Source organism: Methylomonas koyamae, from assembly GCF_006483455.1.
Classification (GTDB): domain Bacteria; phylum Pseudomonadota; class Gammaproteobacteria; order Methylococcales; family Methylomonadaceae; genus Methylomonas; species Methylomonas koyamae_B.
On the sequence record NZ_PPPU01000012.1, the window covers coordinates 135,815 to 160,156 of the forward strand.

At 55.1% G+C, this 24,342-nt stretch carries 23 protein-coding genes; 14 read left to right on the forward strand and 9 right to left on the reverse strand.

Going from position 1 to position 24,342, the window contains the following annotated elements:
• Positions 1–24: 24 nt before the first annotated feature.
• From lpxD to C2U68_RS06630, 3 genes are all read right to left on the reverse strand, one after another.
• Complete coding sequence (gene lpxD, locus C2U68_RS06620; RefSeq protein ID WP_140911726.1) at positions 25–1,053, reverse strand: UDP-3-O-(3-hydroxymyristoyl)glucosamine N-acyltransferase; 1,029 nt, start codon at positions 1,051–1,053, stop codon at positions 25–27.
• 8 nt (positions 1,054–1,061) lie between these two features.
• Positions 1,062–3,290 carry a fused MFS/spermidine synthase gene (locus C2U68_RS06625; protein ID WP_140911727.1) on the reverse strand — a complete coding sequence of 743 codons (2,229 nt, stop codon included), beginning with the start codon at positions 3,288–3,290 and terminating at the stop codon, positions 1,062–1,064.
• 259 nt (positions 3,291–3,549) lie between these two features.
• Positions 3,550–4,236: a hypothetical protein gene (locus C2U68_RS06630; RefSeq protein WP_140911728.1), complete on the reverse strand. Its 687-nt coding sequence runs from the start codon at positions 4,234–4,236 to the stop codon at positions 3,550–3,552.
• A gap of 229 nt (positions 4,237–4,465) precedes the next feature.
• Here C2U68_RS06630 and C2U68_RS06635 point away from each other — a divergent pair, with 229 nt between their 5' ends.
• The 4 genes from C2U68_RS06635 to C2U68_RS06650 all read left to right on the forward strand — a co-directional run bounded on the left by C2U68_RS06635 (position 4,466) and on the right by C2U68_RS06650 (position 9,003).
• Complete coding sequence (locus tag C2U68_RS06635; RefSeq protein ID WP_140911729.1) at positions 4,466–5,110, forward strand: FMN-binding negative transcriptional regulator; 645 nt, start codon at positions 4,466–4,468, stop codon at positions 5,108–5,110.
• A 244-nt stretch (positions 5,111–5,354) separates the two neighbouring features.
• The gene (locus C2U68_RS06640) at positions 5,355–6,209 is read left to right on the forward strand and encodes a flagellin (protein ID WP_278210844.1); all 855 of its coding nucleotides are present in this window, start codon (positions 5,355–5,357) and stop codon (positions 6,207–6,209) included.
• Between the two features lie 22 nt (positions 6,210–6,231).
• Positions 6,232–8,739, forward strand: a complete 2,508-nt coding sequence (locus C2U68_RS06645; RefSeq protein ID WP_140911730.1) for a 6-hydroxymethylpterin diphosphokinase MptE-like protein — start codon at positions 6,232–6,234, stop codon at positions 8,737–8,739.
• A 66-nt stretch (positions 8,740–8,805) separates the two neighbouring features.
• Entirely contained in the window at positions 8,806–9,003 is a 198-nt protein-coding gene (locus tag C2U68_RS06650; protein WP_140911731.1) for a hypothetical protein, read from the forward strand.
• A 16-nt stretch (positions 9,004–9,019) separates the two neighbouring features.
• Here C2U68_RS06650 and C2U68_RS06655 read toward each other — a convergent pair whose 3' ends face one another.
• Positions 9,020–9,721: a cytochrome c biogenesis protein CcsA gene (locus C2U68_RS06655; RefSeq protein ID WP_313901404.1), complete on the reverse strand. Its 702-nt coding sequence runs from the start codon at positions 9,719–9,721 to the stop codon at positions 9,020–9,022.
• A 225-nt stretch (positions 9,722–9,946) separates the two neighbouring features.
• Here C2U68_RS06655 and ffh point away from each other — a divergent pair, with 225 nt between their 5' ends.
• The 9 genes from ffh (at position 9,947) to C2U68_RS06700 (ending at position 16,047) form a co-directional block, all read left to right on the forward strand.
• On the forward strand, positions 9,947–11,302 hold the full coding sequence (ffh, locus tag C2U68_RS06660) for a signal recognition particle protein (protein ID WP_140911733.1): 1,356 nt from the start codon (positions 9,947–9,949) through the stop codon (positions 11,300–11,302).
• Positions 11,303–11,390: 88 nt separating this feature from the next.
• Positions 11,391–11,642, forward strand: coding sequence for a 30S ribosomal protein S16 (gene rpsP / locus C2U68_RS06665; RefSeq protein WP_140911734.1), 252 nt, complete (start codon positions 11,391–11,393; stop codon positions 11,640–11,642).
• 9 nt (positions 11,643–11,651) lie between these two features.
• On the forward strand, positions 11,652–12,161 hold the full coding sequence (gene rimM, locus C2U68_RS06670; RefSeq protein ID WP_186289516.1) for a ribosome maturation factor RimM: 510 nt from the start codon (positions 11,652–11,654) through the stop codon (positions 12,159–12,161).
• A gap of 6 nt (positions 12,162–12,167) precedes the next feature.
• Positions 12,168–12,911: a tRNA (guanosine(37)-N1)-methyltransferase TrmD gene (gene trmD / locus C2U68_RS06675; RefSeq protein WP_140911735.1), complete on the forward strand. Its 744-nt coding sequence runs from the start codon at positions 12,168–12,170 to the stop codon at positions 12,909–12,911.
• Positions 12,912–12,920: 9 nt separating this feature from the next.
• A complete protein-coding gene (gene rplS, locus C2U68_RS06680) occupies positions 12,921–13,268 on the forward strand; it encodes a 50S ribosomal protein L19 (RefSeq protein WP_054759399.1) in 348 nt (115 codons plus the stop codon).
• Positions 13,269–13,359: 91 nt separating this feature from the next.
• Positions 13,360–13,869: a methylated-DNA--[protein]-cysteine S-methyltransferase gene (locus C2U68_RS06685; protein WP_140911736.1), complete on the forward strand. Its 510-nt coding sequence runs from the start codon at positions 13,360–13,362 to the stop codon at positions 13,867–13,869.
• Positions 13,866–14,750, forward strand: coding sequence for a site-specific tyrosine recombinase XerD (gene xerD / locus C2U68_RS06690; protein ID WP_140911737.1), 885 nt, complete (start codon positions 13,866–13,868; stop codon positions 14,748–14,750). Before C2U68_RS06685 ends, xerD begins: the two co-directional genes overlap by 4 nt.
• A gap of 2 nt (positions 14,751–14,752) precedes the next feature.
• Positions 14,753–15,538 (forward strand): acyl-ACP--UDP-N-acetylglucosamine O-acyltransferase, encoded by a 786-nt coding sequence (gene lpxA / locus C2U68_RS06695; protein WP_140911738.1) that lies wholly within the window; start codon positions 14,753–14,755, stop codon positions 15,536–15,538.
• Positions 15,539–15,624: 86 nt separating this feature from the next.
• The gene (locus C2U68_RS06700) at positions 15,625–16,047 is read left to right on the forward strand and encodes a response regulator transcription factor (RefSeq protein WP_140911739.1); all 423 of its coding nucleotides are present in this window, start codon (positions 15,625–15,627) and stop codon (positions 16,045–16,047) included.
• Position 16,048: 1 nt separating this feature from the next.
• On the opposite strand, the gene C2U68_RS06705 is transcribed toward C2U68_RS06700, so the two are convergent.
• From C2U68_RS06705 to msrB, 5 genes are all read right to left on the reverse strand, one after another.
• Positions 16,049–18,091: a TonB-dependent receptor plug domain-containing protein gene (locus C2U68_RS06705; protein WP_260839244.1), complete on the reverse strand. Its 2,043-nt coding sequence runs from the start codon at positions 18,089–18,091 to the stop codon at positions 16,049–16,051.
• A gap of 92 nt (positions 18,092–18,183) precedes the next feature.
• A complete protein-coding gene (locus C2U68_RS06710; protein ID WP_140911741.1) occupies positions 18,184–20,544 on the reverse strand; it encodes an EAL domain-containing protein in 2,361 nt (786 codons plus the stop codon).
• Entirely contained in the window at positions 20,537–21,118 is a 582-nt protein-coding gene (locus tag C2U68_RS06715) for a YfiR family protein (RefSeq protein WP_140911742.1), read from the reverse strand. The genes C2U68_RS06710 and C2U68_RS06715 overlap by 8 nt, the downstream gene beginning before the upstream one ends.
• Positions 21,119–21,164: 46 nt before the next feature.
• Positions 21,165–22,466 (reverse strand): M18 family aminopeptidase, encoded by a 1,302-nt coding sequence (locus tag C2U68_RS06720; RefSeq protein WP_140911743.1) that lies wholly within the window; start codon positions 22,464–22,466, stop codon positions 21,165–21,167.
• Positions 22,463–22,858, reverse strand: a complete 396-nt coding sequence (gene msrB, locus C2U68_RS06725) for a peptide-methionine (R)-S-oxide reductase MsrB (protein ID WP_140911744.1) — start codon at positions 22,856–22,858, stop codon at positions 22,463–22,465. The genes C2U68_RS06720 and msrB overlap by 4 nt, the downstream gene beginning before the upstream one ends.
• Before the next feature lie 198 nt (positions 22,859–23,056).
• Here msrB and C2U68_RS06730 point away from each other — a divergent pair, with 198 nt between their 5' ends.
• Positions 23,057–24,334, forward strand: a complete 1,278-nt coding sequence (locus C2U68_RS06730) for an NAD(P)/FAD-dependent oxidoreductase (protein ID WP_140911745.1) — start codon at positions 23,057–23,059, stop codon at positions 24,332–24,334.
• Positions 24,335–24,342 lie beyond the last annotated feature (8 nt).

The following is a 24,342-nucleotide window of genomic DNA, read 5'->3' on the forward strand; positions in this document are numbered from 1 at the left end:
CGTCTGCTCCTGTGTTGGTTGGCTTTATTCTTCCAGTTTGGCGATCCGGGCTTCCAGCGCCTTGAATTTCTGCAACAGTTCCGGCAGTTTGGCCAGCGCCGCCAATTCCCGCCACGCCACTTTACGATCCTTGGCCGGGCTGCCGAACACTTGTGCGCCCGGATCGACATCGGCCGAGATGCCGCTGCGCGCCATGACCACGGCACGGGAGCCGATCTTGACGTGGTCGGCGACGCCGGTGCTGCCGGCCAAAATCGCGCCGTCCTCGATGGTGCAGGAACCGGAGATGCCGGACTGGCCGCAGATGATGACGTTGCGGCCGACGATATTGTTGTGGCCCAGCTGCACCAGATTGTCGATCTTGCTGCCGGCGCCGATTTTGGTCGCGCCCAGCGCGCCGCGGTCGATACAGGTGTTGGCGCCGATTTCGACGTTATCCGCGATTTCGACGTGGCCGACGTGCGGCACTTTGACGTGCTGGTTGTCGCGGAATTTGTAACCGAAGCCGTCGGCACCGATGACCGCGCCGGCATGGATGATGACGTTGTTGCCGATCACGCTGCGGTCGTAAATCACCGAATTCGGGTGAATGTGGCAGTGTTTGCCGATCGAAACGTGGTTGCCGATGCGGGCGCCGGCTTCGATGGTGCTGCTGTCGCCGATGCTGCTGTGCTGGCCGATCGTGGCGAAAGGGCCGACGTGGACGTCGTAGCCCAACGTCGAGGTGTCGGCCAGTACCGCATGTTCGGACACCTGGCGTTTCAGCGCCGGTTCCGGGTGCAGTGCCTTCACCGCATTCAAGAAGCTGATTTCCGGGTCCTTGCACACCAACAGGGCCAGATTTTCCGGGATATCGCTGTCGATCAAGGCTTCGCTGATAAAGCAAGCGGAGGCTTGGGTGTCTTTCAAGTACTTTTTGTATTTGCCGTCGCTCAACACCGTCACCTGATGGGCGTGGGCAGACATGATGTCGGCGGCGGAGTTGATGAAGACCGACGCGTCGCCGCCGTGTACGGTGGCGTCGCAGTGTTGGGCCAGATCCTTAATCAGCATGTCGTTTCCTATTTCCAGATTCCAATAATATGGGTGAAGTCGTCGGTCCAGGGTTGCAGACCGAAGGTCAACGGTAATTTTTGCCAGTGGCCGAGCCGGCTTTGCTGCAGACGTTGCAGGCGCTCCGGATTCTTGGCGATCACCACCCAGTCGGTAGCGACCACCAGAGGGACATCGGTTTCCGGTTTAAATTCCTGCAGCAAGGCCGCCAGATGCAACTGGTTGACGTGGTCGGCCATGACTTTTTTCAAAGCCAGGTGGCGGTTGGTGATGTGAAACGCCAGCAGGCCGTCGTCTTTCAGCTTGGCGAAGTATAGCTGCAAGGCCTCGCGGGTCAGCAGATGGGTCGGCACCGCATCCGAGCTGAAGGCGTCCATCACCAGCAAGTCGAAACTGCGGTCGGCGGCTTTGGTCAGCGACAGGCGGGCGTCGCCGACCACCATTTCGGCTTGCGGGTTGCAGCGGCTCAGGTAGCTGAACCATTTCGGATTTTGCGCCACCTCGACCACCAGCGGGTCGATTTCGTAAAACGTCCATTGCTGGCCGGGTTTGAAATAGCAGGCCAACGCACCGGCGCCCAAGCCGACCGCGCCGATATGCCAATGCTGGTTTTCGGCGTCGAACTCGGCGAACACCTGGCCGATCGGGCCGGGTTTGCTGTAGTAGGTCAACGGTGTCGTCAGGTTGCCGGGGGTCAGGCGTTGTGCGCCGTGTTTAGTGGTGCCGTGGTACAGCTCGTGCACGGTTTCCGGCTTCTGGTTTTCGTCCGGGATCACGGTGTCGCGCACCGACATTACGCCGAAAAAGCTGCGTTCCTGGTACAGGGTGTTGGAGGCCATGCTGTGCAGGCCCAGCGTAAACAGCAGCAACACGCCGGTCAGCGAGCCCAGCGCGATCGGGCTATGGCGCAGTGCGTAACTGACGCCGGCCAGCAGGATCAGGGCGCCGCCGATCAGATCCAGATAATCGAACAATTCGCGGCTGCTGAAATAAACGATCAGGCCGACCGCCAGCACCACGGCCGGGAAAATCGGCTGCAGAAACCATTTGCCGTCGAAAAAGCCGGGACGCAACAACAGTGCCGCGACGATCATGATCGGGTATTCGTAGACCGAGTTGAACACGAACGGGGCGACGAAGGTATTGAACAGTCCGCCCAACATGCCGGCGAACGACATCACCAGATAAAAACGGGTCAGATATTGCGGATGCGGCCGGCTTTTCGCCAATTCGCCGTGGCAAACCATTACCGCCAGGAAAAACGCGATCAGGTGCAGAATCAGGTCCAGCCAATAAGGCAGCGTGGCCGGATTGATGAAGGAATAGGCGATGAATACCGTCAATACCGCCGGTTGCGCGGCCAGCATCCACGGCCGGAGCCGGTCGGCCCAGGTGCCGAACACCAGAATGAAGGTCAGCAGGTACAAGGTCAGCGGCACGATCCACAACAACGGTACTGCGGCGATGTCGGTACTGATGAACTGAGTCAAGCCGAGCAATAAACTGGACGGCACGAAAGCCAAGGCCAGCCAATGCAGTTGTTGCAGCGTCGTGGGCGGTTCAATGCCGGCGTCGGTCAAGACCTCGTCGTCGGCCTTATCGGCCTGATTCCGCCAAAAACTGATGCCGCAAACCAGAATCAGCAGGCACAAGCCGACGTAAGCACCACTCCAGGCCAGCCGTTGCGTCGTCAGGCCCAAATTGGGTTCGATCAAAAACGGGTAGCTCAATAGCGCCAACAGGCTGCCGGCGTTGCTGGCGGCGTATAAATAGTAGGGATCGCCGCTGCTGTGATGGCCGCTGTGCGAGAACCATTTTTGCAGCAACGGCGCTGTGGTCGACACCACGAAGAAGGGCAGGCCGATGGCTAGAAACAAAGTCCAAACCAGCCATAGCGTCGGATTGCCGGCGGTGGGCGGCGTCGCGTCTGCCGGCAACGCTACCGGTAACGCGATCGCGCTGAAAATCAGCAGCGCGGTATGGATTTGCAACTGGCGCTGGCTGCCGAAACGCGAACTGAGCCAATCGGCATACAGATAGCCGAGGAACAGCAGGGTCTGGTAAAACACCATGCAGGTATTCCACACCGCCGGCGTACCGCCCAGCAAGGGCAGCAGAATTTTGCCGAACATCGGCTGCAGCACGAACATTAACGTGGCGCTGGCGAACAGGGTGGCGGCGAACGGAATGACGGGAGAAATCGAAGATTGGCTGGCGGTTTGTGCGGTGCTGTTCATTGTTATTCTGATTGTGGCCGAACGAGTCTCGGCCCATCATAAAGCATTTGACGGCGCTTGTGGCCGCTTCGGCGATACGAGTGGCCCGTCTTTAGCTGGCCGGGGAGACGGCAGGTCCGGGGTTTTGTTCGCTCGGTGACGCATTGTTCGCAGCGGCGATATCGGTCCGTCAAGGTTTTGGCGACTTCCATCGCGGCCGGCTCCGTTTTGGCGTGCCCGAGTCCGGCTGCTGGTCGCCAGCCTTCAATAGTCAACGCGGTTAGCGGGAGCGGATCGGTGGATGGCGGTTGCCGAGTTCGTCCAAATCGTCCAGGCTCATAATCGGCGAATACATCAGGTCTTTGATGTCGGTAGAGCGGGTCCAGCCAAAATCCATTTCGCCGATCGCGCGCTTGGTCATTTTCATAAAGCGGGTCTCGACTGCCGGGCTGGTCGTGGTATCTCCCGGTTGGTGCATGCGTGCGGCAGAAACGACCGAGCAGCGGCAATCGCGGTCGTGGAAGGAAAATTGAAAACGAAAATTGCGGTCACGAGCGTTGATGTCGCGGTTGGTTAGGAACACAAAATGGGTGTGCTTGCCGCCTTCCGGCAAGCGTCGCATCACCGTACCGGCTTGTTCGAAGATGTCTTGCGCGGCGAATTGTTGCGTGCCGGGAAAGGCTTGCAAGCCTAAGCTACCCAACGGCAGAGTGGCCTTGACCCGAATGCCGAACTCTTTGGTTAACGTTTTAGCCATTTGTGCGGCGTAATCGCCGGAGAAATCGTCTAGCGGTAATAGATAGACATCGACCGCACCGGTTTTCTCTGCCGGCTGGGTCTTGGTCTGAGGGGGCGCAGGTTTAAAGTCGGGAATCGGCGCCAGGGTTTCGGCGGGCGCTGGCGTTTCGACCGCCGCGCAGCCGGTCAGGATGACCGCGATTGCGGTTAAGAGTGCTGGACATTTCATTGATTAGATCCTAAACGTGAAACAGACTTGGCCGGCGGCAGCTGGTTAGCTGCGCCGCTTTAGTGGTCGAGTGAACTAGCTGACGGTGGGGCGCGAATGCCGACCGTCGCCGGAATTCTAACGATTCGCCGCCCATGTGCCAATCTTGACTAACGTGTTAAAGTCAGCTGCTATCGCCCCGGCGCTGCTGGCGGAATAACTTCAAAACCGGTTATTGGTAGTTTTCAACATGTACAGCCCCGTTCAGTTTCAAGAGCACGACCCACAGCTTCTCCAGGCATTGATGCGGGACTACCCGTTGGCATGCCTGATTACACCGACTTCAACGGGAACGGAAATCAATCACCTGCCGTTGCTTTGGCGCGATGACGGCTCTGAGCAAGGCGTGTTGCATGGTCATGTCGCCCGCAACAATCCGGTTTGGCGCGAATACGACCGACGCCGGCCGGCGTCGGCGGTGTTCCAAGGCCCCAACGCTTACATTTCGCCAACCTGGTACGTCGGCACGCGCGAGCATGGCAAAGTTGTGCCGACCTGGAATTACGCCGTCGTGCATGCTCATGGCCGGCTGCGGGTGGTAGAAGATGCCGCTTGGTTGTATCGACACTTGGCGGAGATGACCGACGTACAGGAGGCCGGTCTGGCCTCGCCGTGGGCTTTGGCCGATGCGCCGGCCGAATTTACTGGCAATTTGCTGAACCAGATTATCGGTATCGAAATTGCCGTCGAGCGTTTGGAGGGGAAGTGGAAAGTCAGTCAAAACCAGCCCATCGCCAATCGGCTCGGGGTAATCGCAGGATTGCAATCCAGCAGCCAGCCGCAAGCGGCAGCAATGGCGGATCTGGTACGGCGCCGTTTGCCCAACGGCGATTGATGGTGGCGTTGCGACGGTGTTCGGGCAAATGATTGCCGGCTGCGCGGCGTCAAGAATCTGACTGGAAATCCGTGCCGGGGCGGCAATAAATTGCGCCTTTGCCAGGCTTCGGCGGATGAAATATTTTTTGTTTTTATGTAAGTTGTTGTTATTTTTATGTAAAAGTTATATGGCATGGAAAGTGAATGATCCGGGTAGGCGGCAATAATGCCAAACTCATTAGAGATTTATCGGGAGAACGATCATGCCATCACCAATGGTCATCAATACGAATATCGCTTCATTGAACAGCCAGAAATATCTGAGCCGGACTAACGAAAGTCTGCAAACGTCCATGGAGCGCTTGTCTTCAGGCATGCGGGTCAACAGCGCGAAAGACGACGCGGCCGGTTTGGCGATTGCCGACCGGATGACTTCGCAGATCCGCGGTATGACGGTTGCCATGCGCAACGCCAACGACGGTATTTCCATGGCGCAAACGGCCGAGGCCGGTATGGGAACCCTGACCGAAACCTTGCAACGGATGCGCGATTTGGCGATTCAGGCAGCGAACCGGGCGGCGGTCAGCAATGGCGACCGGCAAAAACTGCAAACCGAGTTTGCCCAGTTGGGCGACGAGTTGCAGCGGATTATCACCAACACCGAGTTCAACGGTAAGAAAATCCTGAACGGCTCGTTGCAAGGCGCGAACTTCCAAATCGGTGCCAACACCGCCTCGGATAACCAGATTTCGGTGACGGTATCCAATTTGTTGAGTATGTCCGGCATCAACGAACTGTTCGGCACCAACCGCTCGATCGGTAGCGCTGCGACTTCCACGTTCGTGCGGTCCGCGATCGATGCGATCGATACCGCGATCGAGAAGATCGATATCTTCCGTTCCAACCTCGGTGCGATTCAAAACCGTTTCACGACCACGATTGCTAATCTACAATCGTCTATCGAGAACCAAAGTGCGGCGCGGTCCAGAATCATGGATGCCGACTTCGCTTCGGAAACTTCGAATCTGACCCGCAGCCAGATCCTGCAACAAGCCGGCACGGCGATGTTGGCGCAGGCGAATCAGGTCTCGCAAGGGGTCTTGAAACTATTGCAATAAACCGGGCTACCAGGCGCGAGGTATGACAGAAACGATCGATTTGGCGGATGAACAAGCGCTGGGGCCGTTAACGACGAACGCGTTCGGCGACCGCTACTTTTTCAATCTGAATCGCCACGCGTTCGATAAGCTCGGCGCGGCGGCGTTGTTCGAGACCAAGTTCGGCGATCTGTTGTTCAGGGAAGACGAGCTGAACATCGTTGTCGGTACCGATTCCGGCATGTTGTTGCAGTATTTGCGCGGCAAGACTTTGCCGAAGGGTACCCGATATATTTTTATCGAGCCGGATCGGGTATTGCAGGCCTTGCTCAGCCATGACTTGCTTGGGGAGACAGACGAACGTATCGTTTGCGTCGGTCCCGGCGAGTGGCCGCAGACCCTGCAAAAATTCAAAGCCGCCGATTATTTTTATATCGATGCGGTGAAATCGGTCAATGCGTTGTGCGCACAGGACGATTTTATCGACGAATACGCCGAGTTGAGTTGGCACGTCGCCGAGGTTCTGTCGCAATTGAACTGGCGGTATAGCGCCGAATTGGGGTCGGAAGCGTTTATTGCCCGGCAAATCGCCAATGCAGCCGACAACCGGTTGCCGGCCAAATTATTGGCAAAGGCGTTCAGCGGCAAAACGGTGGCAATTCTTGCCGGCGGGCCGTCGCTCGATCAGGCTTTGCCCTGGGTAATTCAGCATCGGCAGCAGTGCGTGGTATTTGCCGTCTCCCGCATTTCCAGGCAATTGCTGGCCGCCGGTATCGAACCGGACTTCGTGTTTTCCGTCGACCCCACCGATTTAAGTTTCGATATCAGCAAGGAAATGCTGAACTTCAGCGAAAAAACCGTTTTTGTCTGTTCTTACCACACTGTGCCGACGTTGGTCAGTCAATGGCCGGGCACCATGCTCTATCTGGGGGCTCGATTGCCCTGGCAGAGCGACTTGAATATCAAAAACCTGAGCAGCGCCGGTCCTACCGTGACCAATACGGCCTTGAACATGGCCTACGAATTCGGTTTCAGTCGCATTATCTTGTGCGGCGTCGACCTGTGTTTTACCCGCGAGGGCTTTACTCACGCCAAAGGCAGCGACGAACAATTGGCTGGGCCGCGGTTCAATCTGACCTCATTGCAAGTCGAGACCAATGGTGGTTATCTGGCGCCAACCAGTTGCGATTTTGCCCAAGCGATCAAGTCGTTGGGACGGCAGACCCAGTTGCTGAGCCGTGCCGGTTGTCGCATCGTCAACCTGGCCGAGGGCGCCGCAAAAATCGAAGCGGTGGAATATCTGCCGGCGGCGTCGTTGCTGCTGGACTCAGAACCAGTCGACGTGGATTCCATTCTGGCGGCACGGCTGTCATCGGCGAGCGGCGGATGCCAGGATCTCGAACAGGTTCATGCCGAATTGAAACGCGCGCAACACCAAGTCAAAGCGATTGCCAAACTGTCTGCTAACGCCCGCCAAATTAATGACGCGATGTATCGGAGCGAGGGTACGGTCGTCAGTTTTAAAGACAAGAAAAACCTCGACCAAATCGAGAAAAAATTTAAGCGCGAATATCGGCAATACAGCCGGCTGGTCAAAAAATTCGGTATTCGCAGTTTCATCAAATTGACCAAGCCGTTCGACGATGCAGAATGGAGCGCCGAGGAAGCCCGCCAATTGGGCAACGTTTATTACGATGCCTATGCCGAAGGCGCCAATAAGTTGTTGGCTTTGATCGATGCAGCGATCGATCGTGTTTCTGCGCGTCGGCAAGAGCAAATGCCGCAGCCCGATTTTGCTCAGCTGCTTGCCCAGGCGGAAACAGACCGCAGTTACGGCCGAGTCAAATTGTGGCGGCGAAAATTCGGCGAAGAATCGTTACCGGCCGGGTTCGCTGCTGAATTTGCCGAGATGGAGCGGCGTTATGCGGACGTCTTGACCGATCGCAATACCAAGCACATGGCTCGAGCCAAGAGCCACAGCAATCTGGCTGCGGTAAAGCATCGGGCCGGTTTGCTGTTCAAACATCGCAAAACGGCAGAACTGCGAGATTTGCTTGCCGCACTGGATAAGCACGAGCAACAGCAGGCGGCAAATTGTTACCGCTTTTTGGTCGAGGGCTATCTGGCCGAATTGCAGGAGTGCCCGGAAGATGCGTTGGACGCTTACCAGCGGGTGGTCGATTTGGGGGATGCCTTGCTGGAGGAAGCTTTGGCCAGAATTGCCGCGATCGGCGTCAGTCACGACGACGGGCAAACGGCCAGATTGGCTTTGGAGTGCTTGTCGCAATTGAATCCGGTGTATTTGCCGTTCTACGCCGAAATTCAACGGTTGCAGCAGGACATGGTTGCGGCTATCGATTCGTACGCGGCGTATATCGGACAGTTCCCGCAAGACGTACTGGTACAGATGAAATTGGCGGCGTTGTACGGCGAATGCCGGATTTACGATGGGGCGGATATGATGCTGGATTACATTTTGCAGCAAAAACCGGATTACGCTGCGGCGTTGGCTTTGAAGCGGCACCTGTCGGAGCAGAAAACGGCGGGTTAGGGCTAAAGATTTCGCGTTGTCGGGCGATAAGCTTGGCAGTGCTATCTTTTGTTCTGGAGGTGTGCGATGGCTGATTCGATATCCGGTATTAATTCATCCAGTCTGCTGGCAGCGGTGTTGCAGCAGGCATCGAATAAGCAAGAGTTGGCGGTGGCTGTCGTCAAAAAAGGCCAGGAAGTCGAAGCCGCCCAGGGAGAGGCCGCGCTGAAGCTGATTGATTCGGCCGCTACCGCTGCTGCCGGCAAAATCGATACTTACGTTTGATGCGTGTTCGCGGCGCTCAGGTTCTTTTCAAGATCAATTCCAATACCAGTTTGCTGCCGAAATACGCCAAGAGCAGCAGCACAAAGCCAATCAGCGTCCATTGGATTGCGGTACTGCCACGCCAGCCGTACCGCAGTCGCCCGACCAACAACCCGGAAAAAATCAACCAAGCGCAAATCGACAGGACTGTCTTGTGGGCCAGATGCTGCGCGAAGATGTCTTCGATAAAAATGAAACCGCTAATCAGCGCCGCGGTTAAAAACACCAATCCTGTGCCGATCATTTGAAATAACAAGGTTTCCATCGCTTGTAGCGGTGGCAGCGCCAGCATTAGTCTTTTTGGCTGGTGGCTGCGCAGTTGTTGGTCTTGAATCGCCAGCAAGATGGCCTGAATTGCCGCGATATTCAACAAACTGAACGCGACGATGGAAGTCAGAATGTGGACGCTCATCTGCCAACTATGCGTAACCAGCGGATGGTTGGTTTCCGGAAAAATCATATCCAGGCCGATCAATGTCGCCGCCAGAGGGAATACCGCGACGCCGAGTTTTTCGACCGGCTTGTCCAGTGCGGCGCACAGTAGAAACCACGAGATGACTAGCGCTACCAGGGTCGCTGCGTTAAAGAAACTGAAGTTGAAAGGTTGTTCGCCAAGGAAGATGGTCCCGGCGTAAGCGGCATGCAATGCGGCGCCGATCCAGGCCAGGCGGATAGGCACCGGGCGGCGCTCCTGTCCGGCGAAAAGGTCCTTCGCGATGAAAGTGGCCGCGGCCAAATAGCATAAAACCGATAGGATGCCGAGAATTGCGATATTCATTGGAGTGGCGGGGCAGAATTATCAAAAGGCGTTGCGTAGGCCTTATGTTAAACTAAGCCCGAGTATTGTTCTAACTCCGCTTGAGCCGGAACGAGTCGTAATTAACCAGCTAAACAAGACGTATCTATGTTCGATAATTTATCCGATCGCCTGAGTGGCACACTTAAAAAAATAAAAGGCCAAGGCCGTCTGACCGAGAGCAATATTCAGGAGACCATGCGCGAGGTGCGGATGGCTTTGCTGGAGGCGGATGTCGCGCTGCCGGTGGTGACCGACTTTATCGAGCAAGTTACTCAGCGCGCGCTCGGCCAGGAAGTGCAAACCAGTTTGACGCCGGGTCAGGCTCTGATCAAGGTGGTGCAATCGGAGCTGATAAATGTGATGGGTGCGGCCAACGAAGAGTTGAATCTGCGTACCAATCCGCCGGCCATCGTGTTGATGGCGGGCTTGCAGGGTGCCGGTAAAACCACGACGGTCGCCAAGCTGGGCCGGCATCTGAAAGAGAAGAAAAAGAAAAAAGTCGGTGTGGTCAGTGTCGACGTCTACCGGCCCGCAGCAATCAAACAATTACAAACCCTGGCTGACGACATCGGTCTGAAGTTTTTCGAGAGCGATGCCAGCGAGAATCCGGTCGATATCGTCAATCGGGCGCTTGATGCGGCCAGACGCCAATTCGTCGACGTACTAATCGTCGACACCGCCGGCCGGCTGCATGTCGACGACGAGATGATGGCCGAGATCAAGGCCTTGCATGCCGCGATCAAGCCGATCGAAACCTTGTTTGTCGTTGACAGTATGACCGGCCAGGATGCCGCCAATACCGCCAAAGCCTTTCACGACGCGCTGCCGTTGACCGGTGTGATCCTGACCAAAGCCGATGGCGACGCCCGCGGCGGTGCGGCATTGTCCATTCGTCAAATTACCGGTAAGCCGATCAAATTCATCGGTGTCGGCGAAAAAACCGATGCGTTGGAGCCGTTTTATCCGGACCGGCTGGCGTCCCGTATCTTGGGTATGGGCGACGTGTTGTCGCTGATCGAGGATATTGAACAAAAAGTCGACAAGAAAAAAGCCGAGCAATTAGCCAAGAAACTGCAAAAAGGTAAAAGCTTCGATTTGGATGATTTGAAGGAGCAGTTGTTGCAGATGCAAAACATGGGCGGTCTGGGGGCGATGATGGATAAGTTGCCTGGTATGAACAATGTGCCGAAAGATATTAGGGAAAAGGTCAATGACAAGGATTTGGCGCATCAGATTGCCGTGATCAATTCGATGACCAAGCAGGAGCGGCGGTTTCCCGATTTGATCAAGGGTAGTCGCAAGCAACGTATTGCCGACGGTTGCGGCCTTGATTTACAAGCGGTAAATCGGGTGTTGAAACAACATCAGATGATGGAAAAGATGATGAAGAAGTTCAGCAAAGGCAATATCGCTAACATGATGCGCGGCTTGAAGAGTAATATGCGCGGCCTGAGAATGTGATCGGCGCAATTTGTCCTTCACTTATTCGCAAAATCGCGTAGAATAGTTTGATTAAATTTTTTGATTCAATGTTTTTTAAGGTATTCAAATGGTAAGCATTCGTTTGTCCAGAGGCGGCGCAAAGAATCGTCCTTTTTATCATGTTGTCGTAACCGACAGCAGAAGCAGCCGCGACGGTCGCTACATTGAGCGGGTCGGTTTTTTTAACCCGCTGGCACGTGGTGCGGAGCAGCGTCTGGTGTTGGATGCTGAACGCGTTCAATATTGGAAAGCCAACGGTGCTCAGCCGACCGACCGTGTTGCCAGACTGATCAAAGACGCTGCTAAAGCTGCCGCGTAACGCTTAGTTTTGCAGGCAGGGGAGTATCTGAACGTCGGACAAGTATCCGGCGTTTTTGGTGTAAAGGGCTGGGTAAAAGTGTTTTCTTTTACCGATCCCCGCGAAAATATCCTGAAATATTCGCCATGGCTGTTACAAAAACACGGCCAGCGCCATGAATTGAAAGTTGTTGGTGGTCGCCGACAAGGCAATTTGATTGTTGCCCAGCTTGAAAATATTGGCGACAGAGATGCTGCCGCCGAGTGGATGGGTGCGGAAATTCTGATTCGCAAGCAGCAATTGCCCAAGCCTGAGGCGGGTGAATTCTACTGGGCCGATTTGATAGGCCTGTTAGTAGAGAACCAAGCAGGTTGCAAGCTAGGTACCGTCGATCATTTGCTGGAGACCGGAGCCAACGATGTCTTGGTCGTTGTCGACGGCGAGACTGAACGTTTGATACCGTTTTTGCAGCCCAGCACGATTTTGAAAGTCGACTTGGTTGCCGGGTTGATCGTCGCCGATTGGGATCCGGATTTTTAGGCGGATATGCATTTCGATGTGGTCAGCCTTTTTCCGGAGATGGTCTCCGGAGCGGCAGGTTATGGCGTAACCGGGAAAGCGATAGAAAAAGGTTTGGTCGGTTTATCGGTCTGGAATCCGCGCGATTACGCGCACGACCGGCACAAAACGGTAGATGACAGGCCGTACGGCGGCGGGCCCGGCATGGTAATGAAGTACCAGCCTTTATTGGATGCTGTAAACGACGCAAAACGGAGTCAGCAGCCGGATGGAGCCAAAGTTGTGTATTTGAGCCCGCAAGGGCGATTGATCACACAGGCCCTGTTGCAGGATGCCAGCACCAGCCGGCGTCTGATTCTGATTGCCGGACGATATGAAGGTATCGACGAACGATTTATCGAACATGCTTGCGATGACGAGTGGTCGTTGGGCGACTATGTGATCAGCGGCGGCGAACTTGCAGCTTTAATTGTAATAGACGCGATCAGCCGCTTGATACCGGGGGTGCTGGGCGACGAGGAGTCGGCTAAACAGGATTCCCATGCCGACGGCTTATTGGATTGCCCGCATTACACGCGGCCTGAGCGTAGTGAACTCGGCAATGTTCCCGAGGTCTTGTTGGGCGGTAATCATGCGGCGATCCGCCGCTGGCGAATGAAGCAAGCCTTGGGTAGAACCTGGTTGCGACGGCCGGATTTACTGGAAAAACGCGAATTAAGTGCAGAGCAGGACGCCTTGCTGAAAGAATTTAGAAACGAAGTTGTTAAATAGGGTGTGGTTATGAGTAAAATTATCGAAGAATTGGAAGCGGAACAGCTGAAAAAAGACGTCCCTGAATTCGGTCCGGGCGATACTGTGGTTGTTCAAGTCAGAGTGACCGAAGGTAGCCGCGAGCGGCTGCAGGCTTTCGAAGGCATCGTTATCGCCAAGCGTAATCGCGGTTTGAATTCCGCATTTACCGTCAGAAAAATTTCCCACGGCGTTGGTGTTGAGCGTGTGTTTCAGACCCACAGCCCTGCGGTTGGCAGCATCGAAGTCAAGCGCCGTGGTGATGTGCGCCGTGCCAAGTTGTATTATCTGCGCGATCTGGCCGGTAAAGCCGCCCGGATTAAAGAAAGACTTTCTTAAGCCGTTGCTATCCGATTGGCAGCAATCGGATCGGCTCCGAAAAAGGCGGCTATCAGGCCGCCTTTTTTTTGCCGCTCATTTTGAATAATCCATGACCTTGCATATTGTTTGGCAGCCAACAGCGGATGCCGAACCGCACACAATTGGGGTGCCGGTATTTGGTGTTGAATTGTTATTGACCTTGCGCGGGTCGGTCATCGTCGACGCCTCCTGGCGGATGCAGGCACTTCCGGCGGAGGGGGATCTGCCTGATCTGGCGCTACATGTTCGGCAATATCTACTGGATCCGGATAATACTGGTTTGCAACTTAAGCTGCTAACTCAGGGTAGCGAATTCAGCAAAAAGGTCTGGAACGCGTTGTTGGCAATACCGGTCGGGCGGACGTTGACTTATGCTGAATTGGCGAAATGCTTGGATTCGGCTCCGCGCGCTGTTGCTGCTGGTTGCAAACGTAACCCTTACGCCGGAATCATTCCTTGCCATCGTGTTGTCGCAAGCCAAGGTATTGGCGGCTTCATGGGCCAGATCGAAGGCGAGTTCGTTCAGTTGAAAAGGCAGTTGCTGGACTACGAGCGCCGTTTGCGCGATTCGGAAGCATGAATTCGAGTCAGTCCATAGAAGTTTTTTTAAATACGCTTTGGCTGGAATTCGGGTTAAGCGATAACACGCTCGCCGCCTACGGCAGCGATTTGAAGCAATTTTCTGCCTGGCTGAAGCATAAAGAGTTGCCGGCCGCAGACGAATCGGATATCAAAGGGTTTTTGGCCCACCTGCGGCAACTTGGTACTTCCAGCCGCTCCTCGGCGCGCAAGTTATCCTGTTTGAAACGGTTTTACGGTTATTTGCTACGAGAGGCAAAAATCGTCGTCGACCCTACCCAACTGGTAGATGCGCCGCAATTAGGCCGATATTTGCCGGGTTCGCTGTCCGAGAGCGATGTCGAAACATTGCTGGAGGCTCCGGAAATCAGCAGCAATTTGGGTTTTAGAGACAGAACCATGCTGGAAGTGCTGTACGCAACCGGGTTGCGGGTATCGGAATTGGTTGGACTGAGTTTTTCACAGATCAATTTTCGCCAAGGGTGTTTGCGAGTGGTCGGCAAGGGCGATAAAGAGCGCCTAGTCCCAATCGGCGAGGAAGCCCTGGATTGGGCCGAACGTTACATCAAGGGAGCCAGACAAGCGTTACTGGGCGGCCGCCAAAGCGACTATTTGTTTGTTACCGCGCGCGGCGACGCTATGACACGGCAGGCTTTTTGGCATATCATCAAGCGTTACGCCAAGCTGGCCGGAATTGACAAACACTTGTCGCCGCATACCTTACGCCACGCGTTTGCGACTCACTTGCTGAACCATGGTGCCGATCTGCGCGTGGTGCAGTTGTTGTTGGGGCATTCCGATCTGTCTACAACCCAAATTTATACCCATATCGCTCAACAGCGCTTGAAAGAACTCCATCGCCAACATCACCCCAGAGGTTAAACATGAGCAATTTGATCCATCCAACGGCTTACATCGAAAGCGGTGCGATTTTGGCGGAGAACGTACGCGTCGGGCCGTTTGCGGTGGTCGAAGCCGGAGCCAGCGTCGGTTCCGGTAGCCAAATCGGTGCTCATGCCGTCGTCCACGGCCGAGTAAAAATGGGGGCGAATAATATTCTGCACCCGCATGCCGTATTGGGCGGGCTCCCGCAGGACACCGGTTTTCAGCCGGAAACCGAGTCATGGTTGGAAATCGGTGACGGCAACGTGTTCCGGGAAGGTTTTACCGCCCATCGAGCCACCAAGGCCGGTGCGGCGACTATGATCGGGGCAGGTTGTTATTTCATGAATAACAGTCACGTCGCGCATGATTGCCGGGTTGGCGATAACACCATTTTTGCCAATAACGTGGCGATTGGCGGTCACGTCGAGGTCGGAAATAATGTGTTCATGGGCGGTGCGGTAGTGGTTCACCAATTTTGCCGGGTCGGGTCTTACGCCATTATCCAAGGTACAACCGGTATCAACATGGACGTGATACCGTTTACGTTGATCGGCGGCCGTCCGGCAAAGCATTACCGACTGAATATCGTCGGCCTGAGGCGGGCTGGGATTGCTGGCGATAGGCTCAAAGCGCTTTCCGCCGCATTCAGATTGCTAAGAAATAAAAAAAGCCTTGATGAATTGCAATCTACCGAAGAACTGCAATACTTAAAAAATTGGTTGGCCGCCGATTCGAAGCGTGGATTGCACGGTTTCATGTCGATAGCGCCGACCGATCACGACTAAAGGGAGCTAGACCCGTTGAGAACCGCGATTTATCCGGTTCCGCATCCTTCGGGCAGCGATTCGGCACACAGCCAGAAATAACCGCCATGAAAATACACGTAATCGATAATGCCGGGCAAATAGAGCCATTGCTGCTGATGGCTGAGGCCGAAGTGGCGTTCTATACCGACGAGATACAGGCGCTAAATGCCGCGGAACAGGATAAGCCTGGGCTGATTTTGTTGAATTATGCGTTACGCGAAGCTGATACCGCCGAATATACCGGTTTGTTGTTGAATGCCGCTCCGGCCAGCAATATTGTGATCATTGGCAACGATCTGGCTACGGAGCAAGTGGTCAGTTGCGTGTTGGCTGGAGCCAAGGGCTACCAAAACAGCGATTCGCTGGCGCTTTATATCAATCGCATGATTCGGGCGGTAGCTGCCGGCGAAGCGTGGTTAGGGCGTAAGCTCGTCGCCAGTTTATTGGATGCGGTGCATAAAGCTTGTGTCGGCCAGGACGCATTGTAAGTTAGTAGTGTAATCCTACTTCGAAGTAAAACATTTGACCGCTGATCGGCAGGTTATAAGGATAACTGGCGGTTGCCGGTTCCGTGCCGTCAGAGTCCAACAAATTGCGGGCCGAGGCTGTCAAATCCAAATATCCCATCAGTTTTTTCGCATTCAGCGTCAAGTCCAACGTCTCATAATCTTTTAACAGCCGGGTATCTCCCGGACTGCTTAGTCTGTGGCCGATCCAGTTGATCTGGGTTTGAATTTGCCATTTCGGCAGAAAGTTCCAGGCCAGCGCCGAATACACGTGGTGTTCCGGTACGTTGCTGACGCGAGTGTGCGTCGCTTCGTTGCGGGCGAATTGCCAGGCATAGTTACCGCGCAAATTCCAATCCGGCAGAAACTTCCAGTCCCACTCGAACTCGCTGCCATAGCCGTCCTGTCCGGGTGTGTTTTGCTCGGTCAGTGTGGTCGAACTGGCGATAGGTCCGCTGATCAGGTCGTGGATTTCGTAATGGTACAAATTCAGCGCCGTTCTGAGCGTTTTGCTCGGATGATAATCGAACGCCAATTCCGTGGTGGCGATGGTTTCCGGACTCAAACTCGGATTGCCTAGAAATAGCGTGCTGTTTTGTTGGTATTGCTCCAAAAAGCTCGGCGCCCGGTAAGCTTGGCCGTAAAGCAATTTGCTGGTGAACTGTTCGTTGACATCCCAAACCAGCGCCGCCCTTGGGTTAAGCGTGCTGCCGAAGTCGGAATAGTGGTCGAAGCGCAGACCCGTGGTCAAATGCCAATCCGGGGCAAACTGCCATTCGTCTTGAAACGCAGTGGACCAGATATCGCGGTGTTGGTCGTCCAGAAACGTGAAAGGCGTCCCGGTCAGATTTTGCAGCGGACCACCCAGGCTGGTGATGCCGGCACCGTAATTGCGGGCCTCCTCGGTGTTTAGCTCCTCGTAGCGGAAGCCGGCGATCATCCTGATGATATGGTTGGAAAAGCCCTTGTAAATACTCGTCAGTTCGAAACTGGGTACCGTATTTTTAAAACCGGCGACGAAGCGCAGGCCATTAGGAAACGGCACCAAGGCATTGATCAATGCCGGTTGTCCGGTGACGTTGCCGCTGGCATCCAATGGTAGTATCGATCCGGGAGGAAAGCCGTAAATATCTGCTGAAACGTCCGTATGCAAGAAACTGGCGTGGGCCTGCAACTCCCAATCTTGAAAATCGTCTTCGGTTGAATAACGAATGTCGGCGAGATAGTTGCTGCCGTTGCCTTTGCCGCGGTTATCCAAAGCGCCGAAAGCGCCGGATCTAAAACCGTAATCCGATTCGTTGAAGGCCCAGAAACCCAAATCCCAATGTTTGCGTTGCAGATTCAGATGGCCGTTCCAGCGTTCGTTTTGAGTTTGCATCGGCCCCGGCGCCAGTGAAGCGCGGGTCGACAGCAACTGGTCGATCTGGCTTTGCGCATCGGCTTTGATAATTCGGTCCGGGTCTACCCCATTGTGGCTGTATTGCAGGCTACCGGCCACGTCCCAGCCCTGCCATTTACCGCCGTATTGGCCCCAGGCGCTCTTGGTGTCGGCGTTGCCGCCGCGGGCGCCAACGTTAAAACCGTCGATGTCGGCCGCTTTTTTGGTGACGATATTGATGACGCCGGCGAAGGCGTCGGCACCGTAAAGCGCGGAACCCGGCCCGCGAATCACCTCGACGCGTTGAATGTTCTCCACCGGCATGATCATGCCGGCCATGTGGGTGCCTTGGTAAGGTAACGAAAAGCGGGTACCGTTGATCATCAGCAATACTTCGGAATTGGTCTCGTTGCGGATGCCGCGCATGGTATAGCTGTAATCGTTGGTCACAGGTTGGATCGTGACATGCATGCCGGGCACGGTTTCCAGAACTTCATGCAAATCGGTGGCGCCCATCGCCGCGATTTGTTCGGCGGTAATAACGCTGGTGACCGCTGCGGATTGGGCGATCGGTTTGGATGTACCCGACGCGATTGTTACCGATATATTGGCCAACTCCGCCGGCGACATATCCAGTAAATCGTTCATGCTTTTGTCGGCGTGTGCCGCTTGGCTAATCAAGGTAAGCCATAAACCAGGTTTGAACAGCCGTTTTTTCAAAGCACCAGACATAACAAATCTCATAAGTCCCGTAGGGGCACCGGCTTGGCGATGCCGTAACCTTGCGCGTAATTGACGCCCAGGGTTTGCAGTAAATCAAAGATAGACTCGTTTTCGACAAATTCGGCAATTGTTTTCTTACCCATCACGTGCGCCACTTCGTTGATCGACTTGACCATCGTCAGATCCACTCGATCTTCCACAATGTCTTTGACGAACAAACCGTCAATTTTCAGGTAGTCGACCGGCAGGTTTTTCAAATAAGCAAATGAAGACAAGCCGCTGCCGAAATCGTCTAAAGAAAACGAGCAACCTTTGCCGCGCAGCGATTCCATGAATTGGCGGGCGTAAGACAGGTTGCTGATCGCCGCGGTCTCGGTGATCTCGAAACAGATTTTCTCGGTCGGAATTTGCCATTTCTGGAATTGTTCGCCGATGAAACCCAGCATGGTTTGGTCCGACAGCGACAGACCGGACAGGTTGACCGAGCACATTTCCAGGCGCTGCAACAAATCCGGTGTCGTTGCCAAATACTCGAACAGTGAGGAAATGACCCAGCGGTCCAGCGGCGGAGCCATGTTGTAGCGTTCCGCCGCCGGCAGAAATGCGCCGGGCGGGATGATTTTGCCCTGGTCGTCGCGGTAGCGGATCAGGGTTTCGAAGTGTAAGGCCTCGCGGTTGTGATTCACCGGCACGATCAACTGGCCGAACAATTGGAAGCGATTTTGTTCGATACCCAACCGAATCTTCTCGACCCATTGCATTTCGCCCTGGCGCAAGGTTAATTCCTCGTCGTCCGGACTGAAGACATGCACCCGGTTCCGGCCTTTCTCTTTCGCCGCATAACAGGCGGCGTCGGCTTCCTTCAACACGTCGACCGCATTGCCGCTGGAACGGTTGATGGGGGCTACGCCGATGCTGACGCCGATGCTGAAGCTGCGGTTTTCCCAGGCGAACTGAAAGTCGCAAATCGCATTTCGCAATTTTTCGCCGGTGATGACGGCCTGATCCAGAGAGCAGTACGACATCAAAATACCGAATTCGTCGCCGCCCAAGCGGGCCAGGATATCCATCTTACGCACTTGTTGTCGTAATAACTCGCCAAGCTGCCGTAACAATTCGTCGCCGGCCAGATGGCCGCAGGTATCGTTGACGATCTTGAACTGGTCCAAATCAAGGTAACACAACACGTGGGCGCTGTTGTCGTTTTGGGCTTGCAACACCAGATTTTGGATATGGATGTCGAATTGGCGGCGGTTGACCAGGCCGGTCAGTTCGTCGTGGCTGGCCTGGTAAGCGATTTTTTCCGACAGTCGGCGGGTTTCGGTAATGTCTTCGCACACCAGCAACATATGCGGCAGATTGTTTTCGTCCTTGACCAGGCGCGCGGTTTCCCTGACCCAAATCGTATTGCCGTTCCGGCAAACGATGCGGCTTTCCAGTTTGTGTACCTGCTCCGGGTGGTCGCGGCAAATTTGCAGGAACTGGTTGCAGTTGCCGATATCCTCCGGGTGAGAGAAGGCGAATAACGAACAACCCTGCAATTCTTCGACCCCCAAACCCAACTGTCGGGCGCCGAAGCGGTTGACCGAGATAATTTGGCCGTCCAAGTCCAGGTTGAATACCATCGTCGGGTTATTGTCGTAGAGCGCCTGATAGTTGTTTTTGACGCTGACCAGCGCCTTGTTCTGAGTTTCGACGGTATCCAGCATGTCGTTGAAAGCGTCCACCAGGATGCCCATTTCGTCGCTGCTGTGTTTTTCGGCGCGTAACGAATAATCGTGGTCGCGGCTGACTTTCTGCGCAGTACGCGCCAACTGGGAAATGGGCTTGGCGACCCGGTTCAGCAACGGCGCCGTCAGCAAAAAGGTGATGAACAATGCGACGAACAGGACCAACAGCACCACGCCGACGAATTTCAACTCCCGCCAGAAGGCGGTGCTGAGGTCGGACGACAAATACACCGCACCGATGATCTCGCCGTCGAGCAACATCGGTTGGTAAACGTACAAGGACAATTGGTCGAAGTGGGTGTATAAACCTTGTTGGCTGGCCGGACACTGGTTCGCCGGATTGTCCAGCGCGGTAAACAGTCCGCCCGCCTTGTCGTATACGCAGGCGCTGCGCACATCGGGCAGATTGGCTAAAGAGGCCAGGTTTTCCTTGGCCAGATTGGCGTCGTCGAACATCACCGCCGCGATACTGCGGTTGGCGATCAGCCCGGCGACGGCCAGCAGGTCGTCTTGGGCCTTGCGTTTGACGTCGCTGATATTGATCGTCACCAGAATCACCAGCGCCAGCAGCATCGAGAACAAACTGGATGTGATCGCGATCGTAAACAGCTTGGATTTGATCGACAGTCGAGCGAAAAACTTACTCAAGCTCTCCTCCTTCGACCAATGTGGCGACTTCGATCAGCTTGGCGCTGACGTTCAGGCCGTTTTTTTTCAACGCTTTCAGGTTGATATGCAATTTGACTTTGGTGTCGTCCAACACAAAGCCGATCATGCCGCCCGATTCGGCAAAAAACGGCTGACTGCTGACCGTCAGCGCCGTTTTAAACGAACCGACAGTTAACACCCCTGCCACGGGCTGTTCGGGGCGCAGGTCCGGATTATCGAAATAGGCGATGTCGCAATCGCGCGCCTGTTTGGCAGAGTCGAAATGGATCAGCTTGATCGGCTTATCCTGAGCGGTTTTGCTTTCCAGCGGATCAAGCAAGTGGCCGAACGGATCGTTGCCGATAATGCAAATGTTGAACGTGGGGCTGGCTTTGGCCGGCCAGGTAATGAACTTGGTGAAATTATAGAGATAGGCCGCTTTAACCTTGTATTCCAATTCGTTGTCGTCGGCGTGTGCTTCCTGAGCGATAAAACAGCACAGGAAGCTCCAGCCGAATGCGACGCAAATGCGCCGCAGTGTCCGCGCCTCAGCGAGAGAAAAAACGGAAACCAAGTTATTGCCTGCCGAAAAAAATCATGGGGCAAGGATAGTTGAAAAATCACTGGCTGCAGAAAAAAGCCCGTAGCGCGCGGATCATATAGCCGTGGTCCAAAACCCCGGCACTTTCGCGGATACTGTGCATGGCCCACATGGGCGAGCCGACGTCCACGCTGCGCACGCCCAGTTTCGCCGAGGCAATCGGGCCGATCGTACTGCCGCAGGGGAGGTCGCCGCGGTGCGCGTATTTCTGGTAGGGCACGTCCGCGTCGCGGCAAAACCGGATGAATTCGGCTTCCGACACGCATTCCGAGGCATAGCGGTGGTTAACGTTAATCTTGATGGCCGGGCCGTGATTGACGATGACTTTATGGCTGGGTTCGTAGGCGCCGGGAAAGCCGGGCTGGTAAGCGTGAGCCATATCGGCGCTGACCATAAAGCTGTTGGCCAGGGCTCGGCGGTAGCCGTCGGTGCGGTCGCAGCAGTCGGTGGCGATACGTTCCAGCACGTCCGGCAAAAAACTGCCTGCCGCGCCTTTGCAGCTCTCGCTACCGATCTCTTCGTGGTCGAAAAAGCCGCAGACCAGCGTATTCCCGCTATTCAGTACCGAAGCGTCCAACATCGCCGTCAAACCTGCGTGGCAAGACGCCAGATTATCCAGCTGGCTGTCGGCGTAGAATAAGCGATCGGTGCCCCAGAATACGCCTTTTTGGGTGTCGTAGACGTTCAATTCCCAGCTCAACAGACTGTCGCCATCGATGCCGGCAGAGTCGGCCAACAGCTGGCGAAAATAATTAGCAGGCAATTGTTCGGCAGCGCTGGCCAATATCAAGGCCAACTCGTTTTGCTTTTGCAGTTTCAGGCCGTCTTCGTTAACGCCGCGGTTCATATGAATCGCCAGATTCGGCAAGCGCAACAGCGGTTGGTCGAAGCGCAGCAAACGGCTGCCGATGCTGCCGTCCGTCTGGCTGAATGCGATACGGCCGGCCAGACTGAGATCGCGGTCGGTAAAGGTTGCCAGAATCGGCCCGCCGTAAATTTCGACGGCCAGTCGCTGAATTTTGTCGGATTCCAACACCGGCTGCGGTTTGACCCGCAATCCGGGCGAGTCGGTGTGGGCGCCGAGCAGCTTAAAGCCTTTGCTCGCCAAGTCTTCCCGACCCAAAACGAAGGCGACCACTGAAGAGTCGTCTCGAATCACGTAATAACGGCCTCCGGCACTCAAACTCCAGGCGTCGCCCTCGTGCAGGCGCTGAAACTGAAACGCCTGCAGGCGTTGTTCGATGCAGGCTGCCGCATGCCAGGGGCTGGGGCTGGCGTCGATAAAGTCCAATAAATCCTGTACTTGTCGGTGTGCGCTCATGTTTTCTTGTCCAGGGTTAACGCCACCGAATTGATGCAATAGCGCAATCCGGTCGGTAACGGGCCGTCTTCGAATACGTGGCCGAGATGGGCGCCGCAGGAATGGCAGGTCACTTCGGTACGGCGCATGCCGTGGCTGGTATCGAGGTGCTCGTCCAAGCTCTCGGCATGCAGCGGGTTCCAAAAACTGGGCCAGCCGCAGCCGGAGTGGAATTTATGTTCCGAGTCGAACAAGGCCGCGCCGCAACAGACGCAACGGTAGATACCGTCGTCTTCGCAATCGGTGTATTTGCCGGTGAACGGCGGCTCGGTACCTTTTTCGCGGCAGACGCGGTATTGCTCCGGCGTCAGCTTCTCGCGCCAAAATTTGTCAGCATCATTAGAGTCGGTCATGGTGGCAGTCCATATCAACAGTGGTACTGGTCATTGTACCCAGAGTTATACGCTTGCTGAAGGAAAGCGAGATATCGGTTGACTATGTTAGAAAACCCTAATATTCTGTGGTCACATGATTTTGCGGCGCATAATTACCATAATCCAAAAAAGAAACTTCAAAATCGTGCGTGTCTGAATTTCAGCGAGGAGAATGTCATGGCAAGAATCGTAGTGTTAGGTGCAGGTATCGGCGGCGTGCCGATGGCTTACGAAATGAAGGAAACGGTGGGCAAACAGCATGAAGTGGTGGTGATATCCGATTCGCCGACCTTCCACTTCGTACCCTCCAATCCCTGGGTGCCGCCGAAATGGCGCAAACCGGAAGATTTGAAAATCGAATTGGCGCCGGTGATGGCAAAAAAAGGCATCACCTTCATCCAAAAGGCAGCCACTAAGGTCGATCCGCTAAACAATAAAGTCGATCTGGCCGACGGTAGTGTGGTCGAATACGACTATCTGATCATCGCTACCGGTCCGCGTCTGGCCTTCGACGAAGTGCCCGGTTTGGGGCCGCATGGCGGACATACTTCATCGGTGTGCCATGTCGATCACGCCGCGTTGGCCGCCGAAGACTGGGACCGCTTCATGGCCGATCCCGGCCCCATCGTGATCGGGGCGGTGCAAGGCGCGTCCTGCTTCGGTCCCGCCTATGAATACATGATGATCATCGAAACCGAGTTACGCAAACGCAAGATCCGCGACAAGGTGCCGATGACCTTCGTCACTTCCGAACCTTACATCGGTCACTTGGGCCTGGGCGGCGTCGGCGACACCAAAGGCTTGTTGGAAAGCGCGTTACGCGACAAGACCATCAAATGGATCACCAACGCCAAGGTGGACAAGATCGAAGCCGGCATGATGTATGTCACCGAAGTCGACGAAGATGGCAACGAAAAGAAGAAGCACGAACTGCCGTTCAAGCATTCGATGATGCTGCCGGCGTTCACCGGCGTCGATGCGGTGCGGCATTGCGGCGCGGAAGGTCTGACCAATCCGCGCGGTTTCGTCATCGTCGACGAACACCAGCGTAACCCGACCTATAAAAACATTTATTCGGTCGGCGTCTGCGTAGCCTTGCCGCCGGTGGAAAAAACCCCGGTGCCGACCGGTACCCCGAAAACCGGTTATATGATCGAATCGATGGTGACGGCAACGGCCCATAACATCCGCGACGAACTGGACGGCAAACAACCGACCGACAAGCCCAGTTTGAGCGCGCTATGTCTGGCCGATCTGGGCGATACCGGCGTGGCGTTTTTGGCCGTACCGCAAATTCCGCCGCGCAACACGACTTGGTCGAATCACGGCAAATGGGTACACCTAGCCAAAATTGCCTTCGAAAAATACTTCATGCGCAAGATTAGAAAAGGCATCAGCGAGCCGTTCTACGAGCGAATGATGCTGAAATTCATGGGCGTCGTCCGCCTGAAATAGGAGATGCT

Coding starts and splice junctions, on each gene's coding strand:
- lpxD (WP_140911726.1), bottom strand. CDS start 1,053: ATGCTGATTAAGGATCTGGCCCAACACTGCGACGCCACCGTACACGGC.
- C2U68_RS06625 (WP_140911727.1), bottom strand. CDS start 3,290: ATGAACAGCACCGCACAAACCGCCAGCCAATCTTCGATTTCTCCCGTC.
- C2U68_RS06630 (WP_140911728.1), bottom strand. CDS start 4,236: ATGAAATGTCCAGCACTCTTAACCGCAATCGCGGTCATCCTGACCGGC.
- C2U68_RS06635 (WP_140911729.1), top strand. CDS start 4,466: ATGTACAGCCCCGTTCAGTTTCAAGAGCACGACCCACAGCTTCTCCAG.
- C2U68_RS06640 (WP_278210844.1), top strand. CDS start 5,355: ATGCCATCACCAATGGTCATCAATACGAATATCGCTTCATTGAACAGC.
- C2U68_RS06645 (WP_140911730.1), top strand. CDS start 6,232: ATGACAGAAACGATCGATTTGGCGGATGAACAAGCGCTGGGGCCGTTA.
- C2U68_RS06650 (WP_140911731.1), top strand. CDS start 8,806: ATGGCTGATTCGATATCCGGTATTAATTCATCCAGTCTGCTGGCAGCG.
- ffh (WP_140911733.1), top strand. CDS start 9,947: ATGTTCGATAATTTATCCGATCGCCTGAGTGGCACACTTAAAAAAATA.
- rpsP (WP_140911734.1), top strand. CDS start 11,391: ATGGTAAGCATTCGTTTGTCCAGAGGCGGCGCAAAGAATCGTCCTTTT.
- trmD (WP_140911735.1), top strand. CDS start 12,168: ATGCATTTCGATGTGGTCAGCCTTTTTCCGGAGATGGTCTCCGGAGCG.
- rplS (WP_054759399.1), top strand. CDS start 12,921: ATGAGTAAAATTATCGAAGAATTGGAAGCGGAACAGCTGAAAAAAGAC.
- C2U68_RS06685 (WP_140911736.1), top strand. CDS start 13,360: ATGACCTTGCATATTGTTTGGCAGCCAACAGCGGATGCCGAACCGCAC.
- xerD (WP_140911737.1), top strand. CDS start 13,866: ATGAATTCGAGTCAGTCCATAGAAGTTTTTTTAAATACGCTTTGGCTG.
- lpxA (WP_140911738.1), top strand. CDS start 14,753: ATGAGCAATTTGATCCATCCAACGGCTTACATCGAAAGCGGTGCGATT.
- C2U68_RS06700 (WP_140911739.1), top strand. CDS start 15,625: ATGAAAATACACGTAATCGATAATGCCGGGCAAATAGAGCCATTGCTG.
- C2U68_RS06705 (WP_260839244.1), bottom strand. CDS start 18,091: ATGAACGATTTACTGGATATGTCGCCGGCGGAGTTGGCCAATATATCG.
- C2U68_RS06720 (WP_140911743.1), bottom strand. CDS start 22,466: ATGAGCGCACACCGACAAGTACAGGATTTATTGGACTTTATCGACGCC.
- msrB (WP_140911744.1), bottom strand. CDS start 22,858: ATGACCGACTCTAATGATGCTGACAAATTTTGGCGCGAGAAGCTGACG.
- C2U68_RS06730 (WP_140911745.1), top strand. CDS start 23,057: ATGGCAAGAATCGTAGTGTTAGGTGCAGGTATCGGCGGCGTGCCGATG.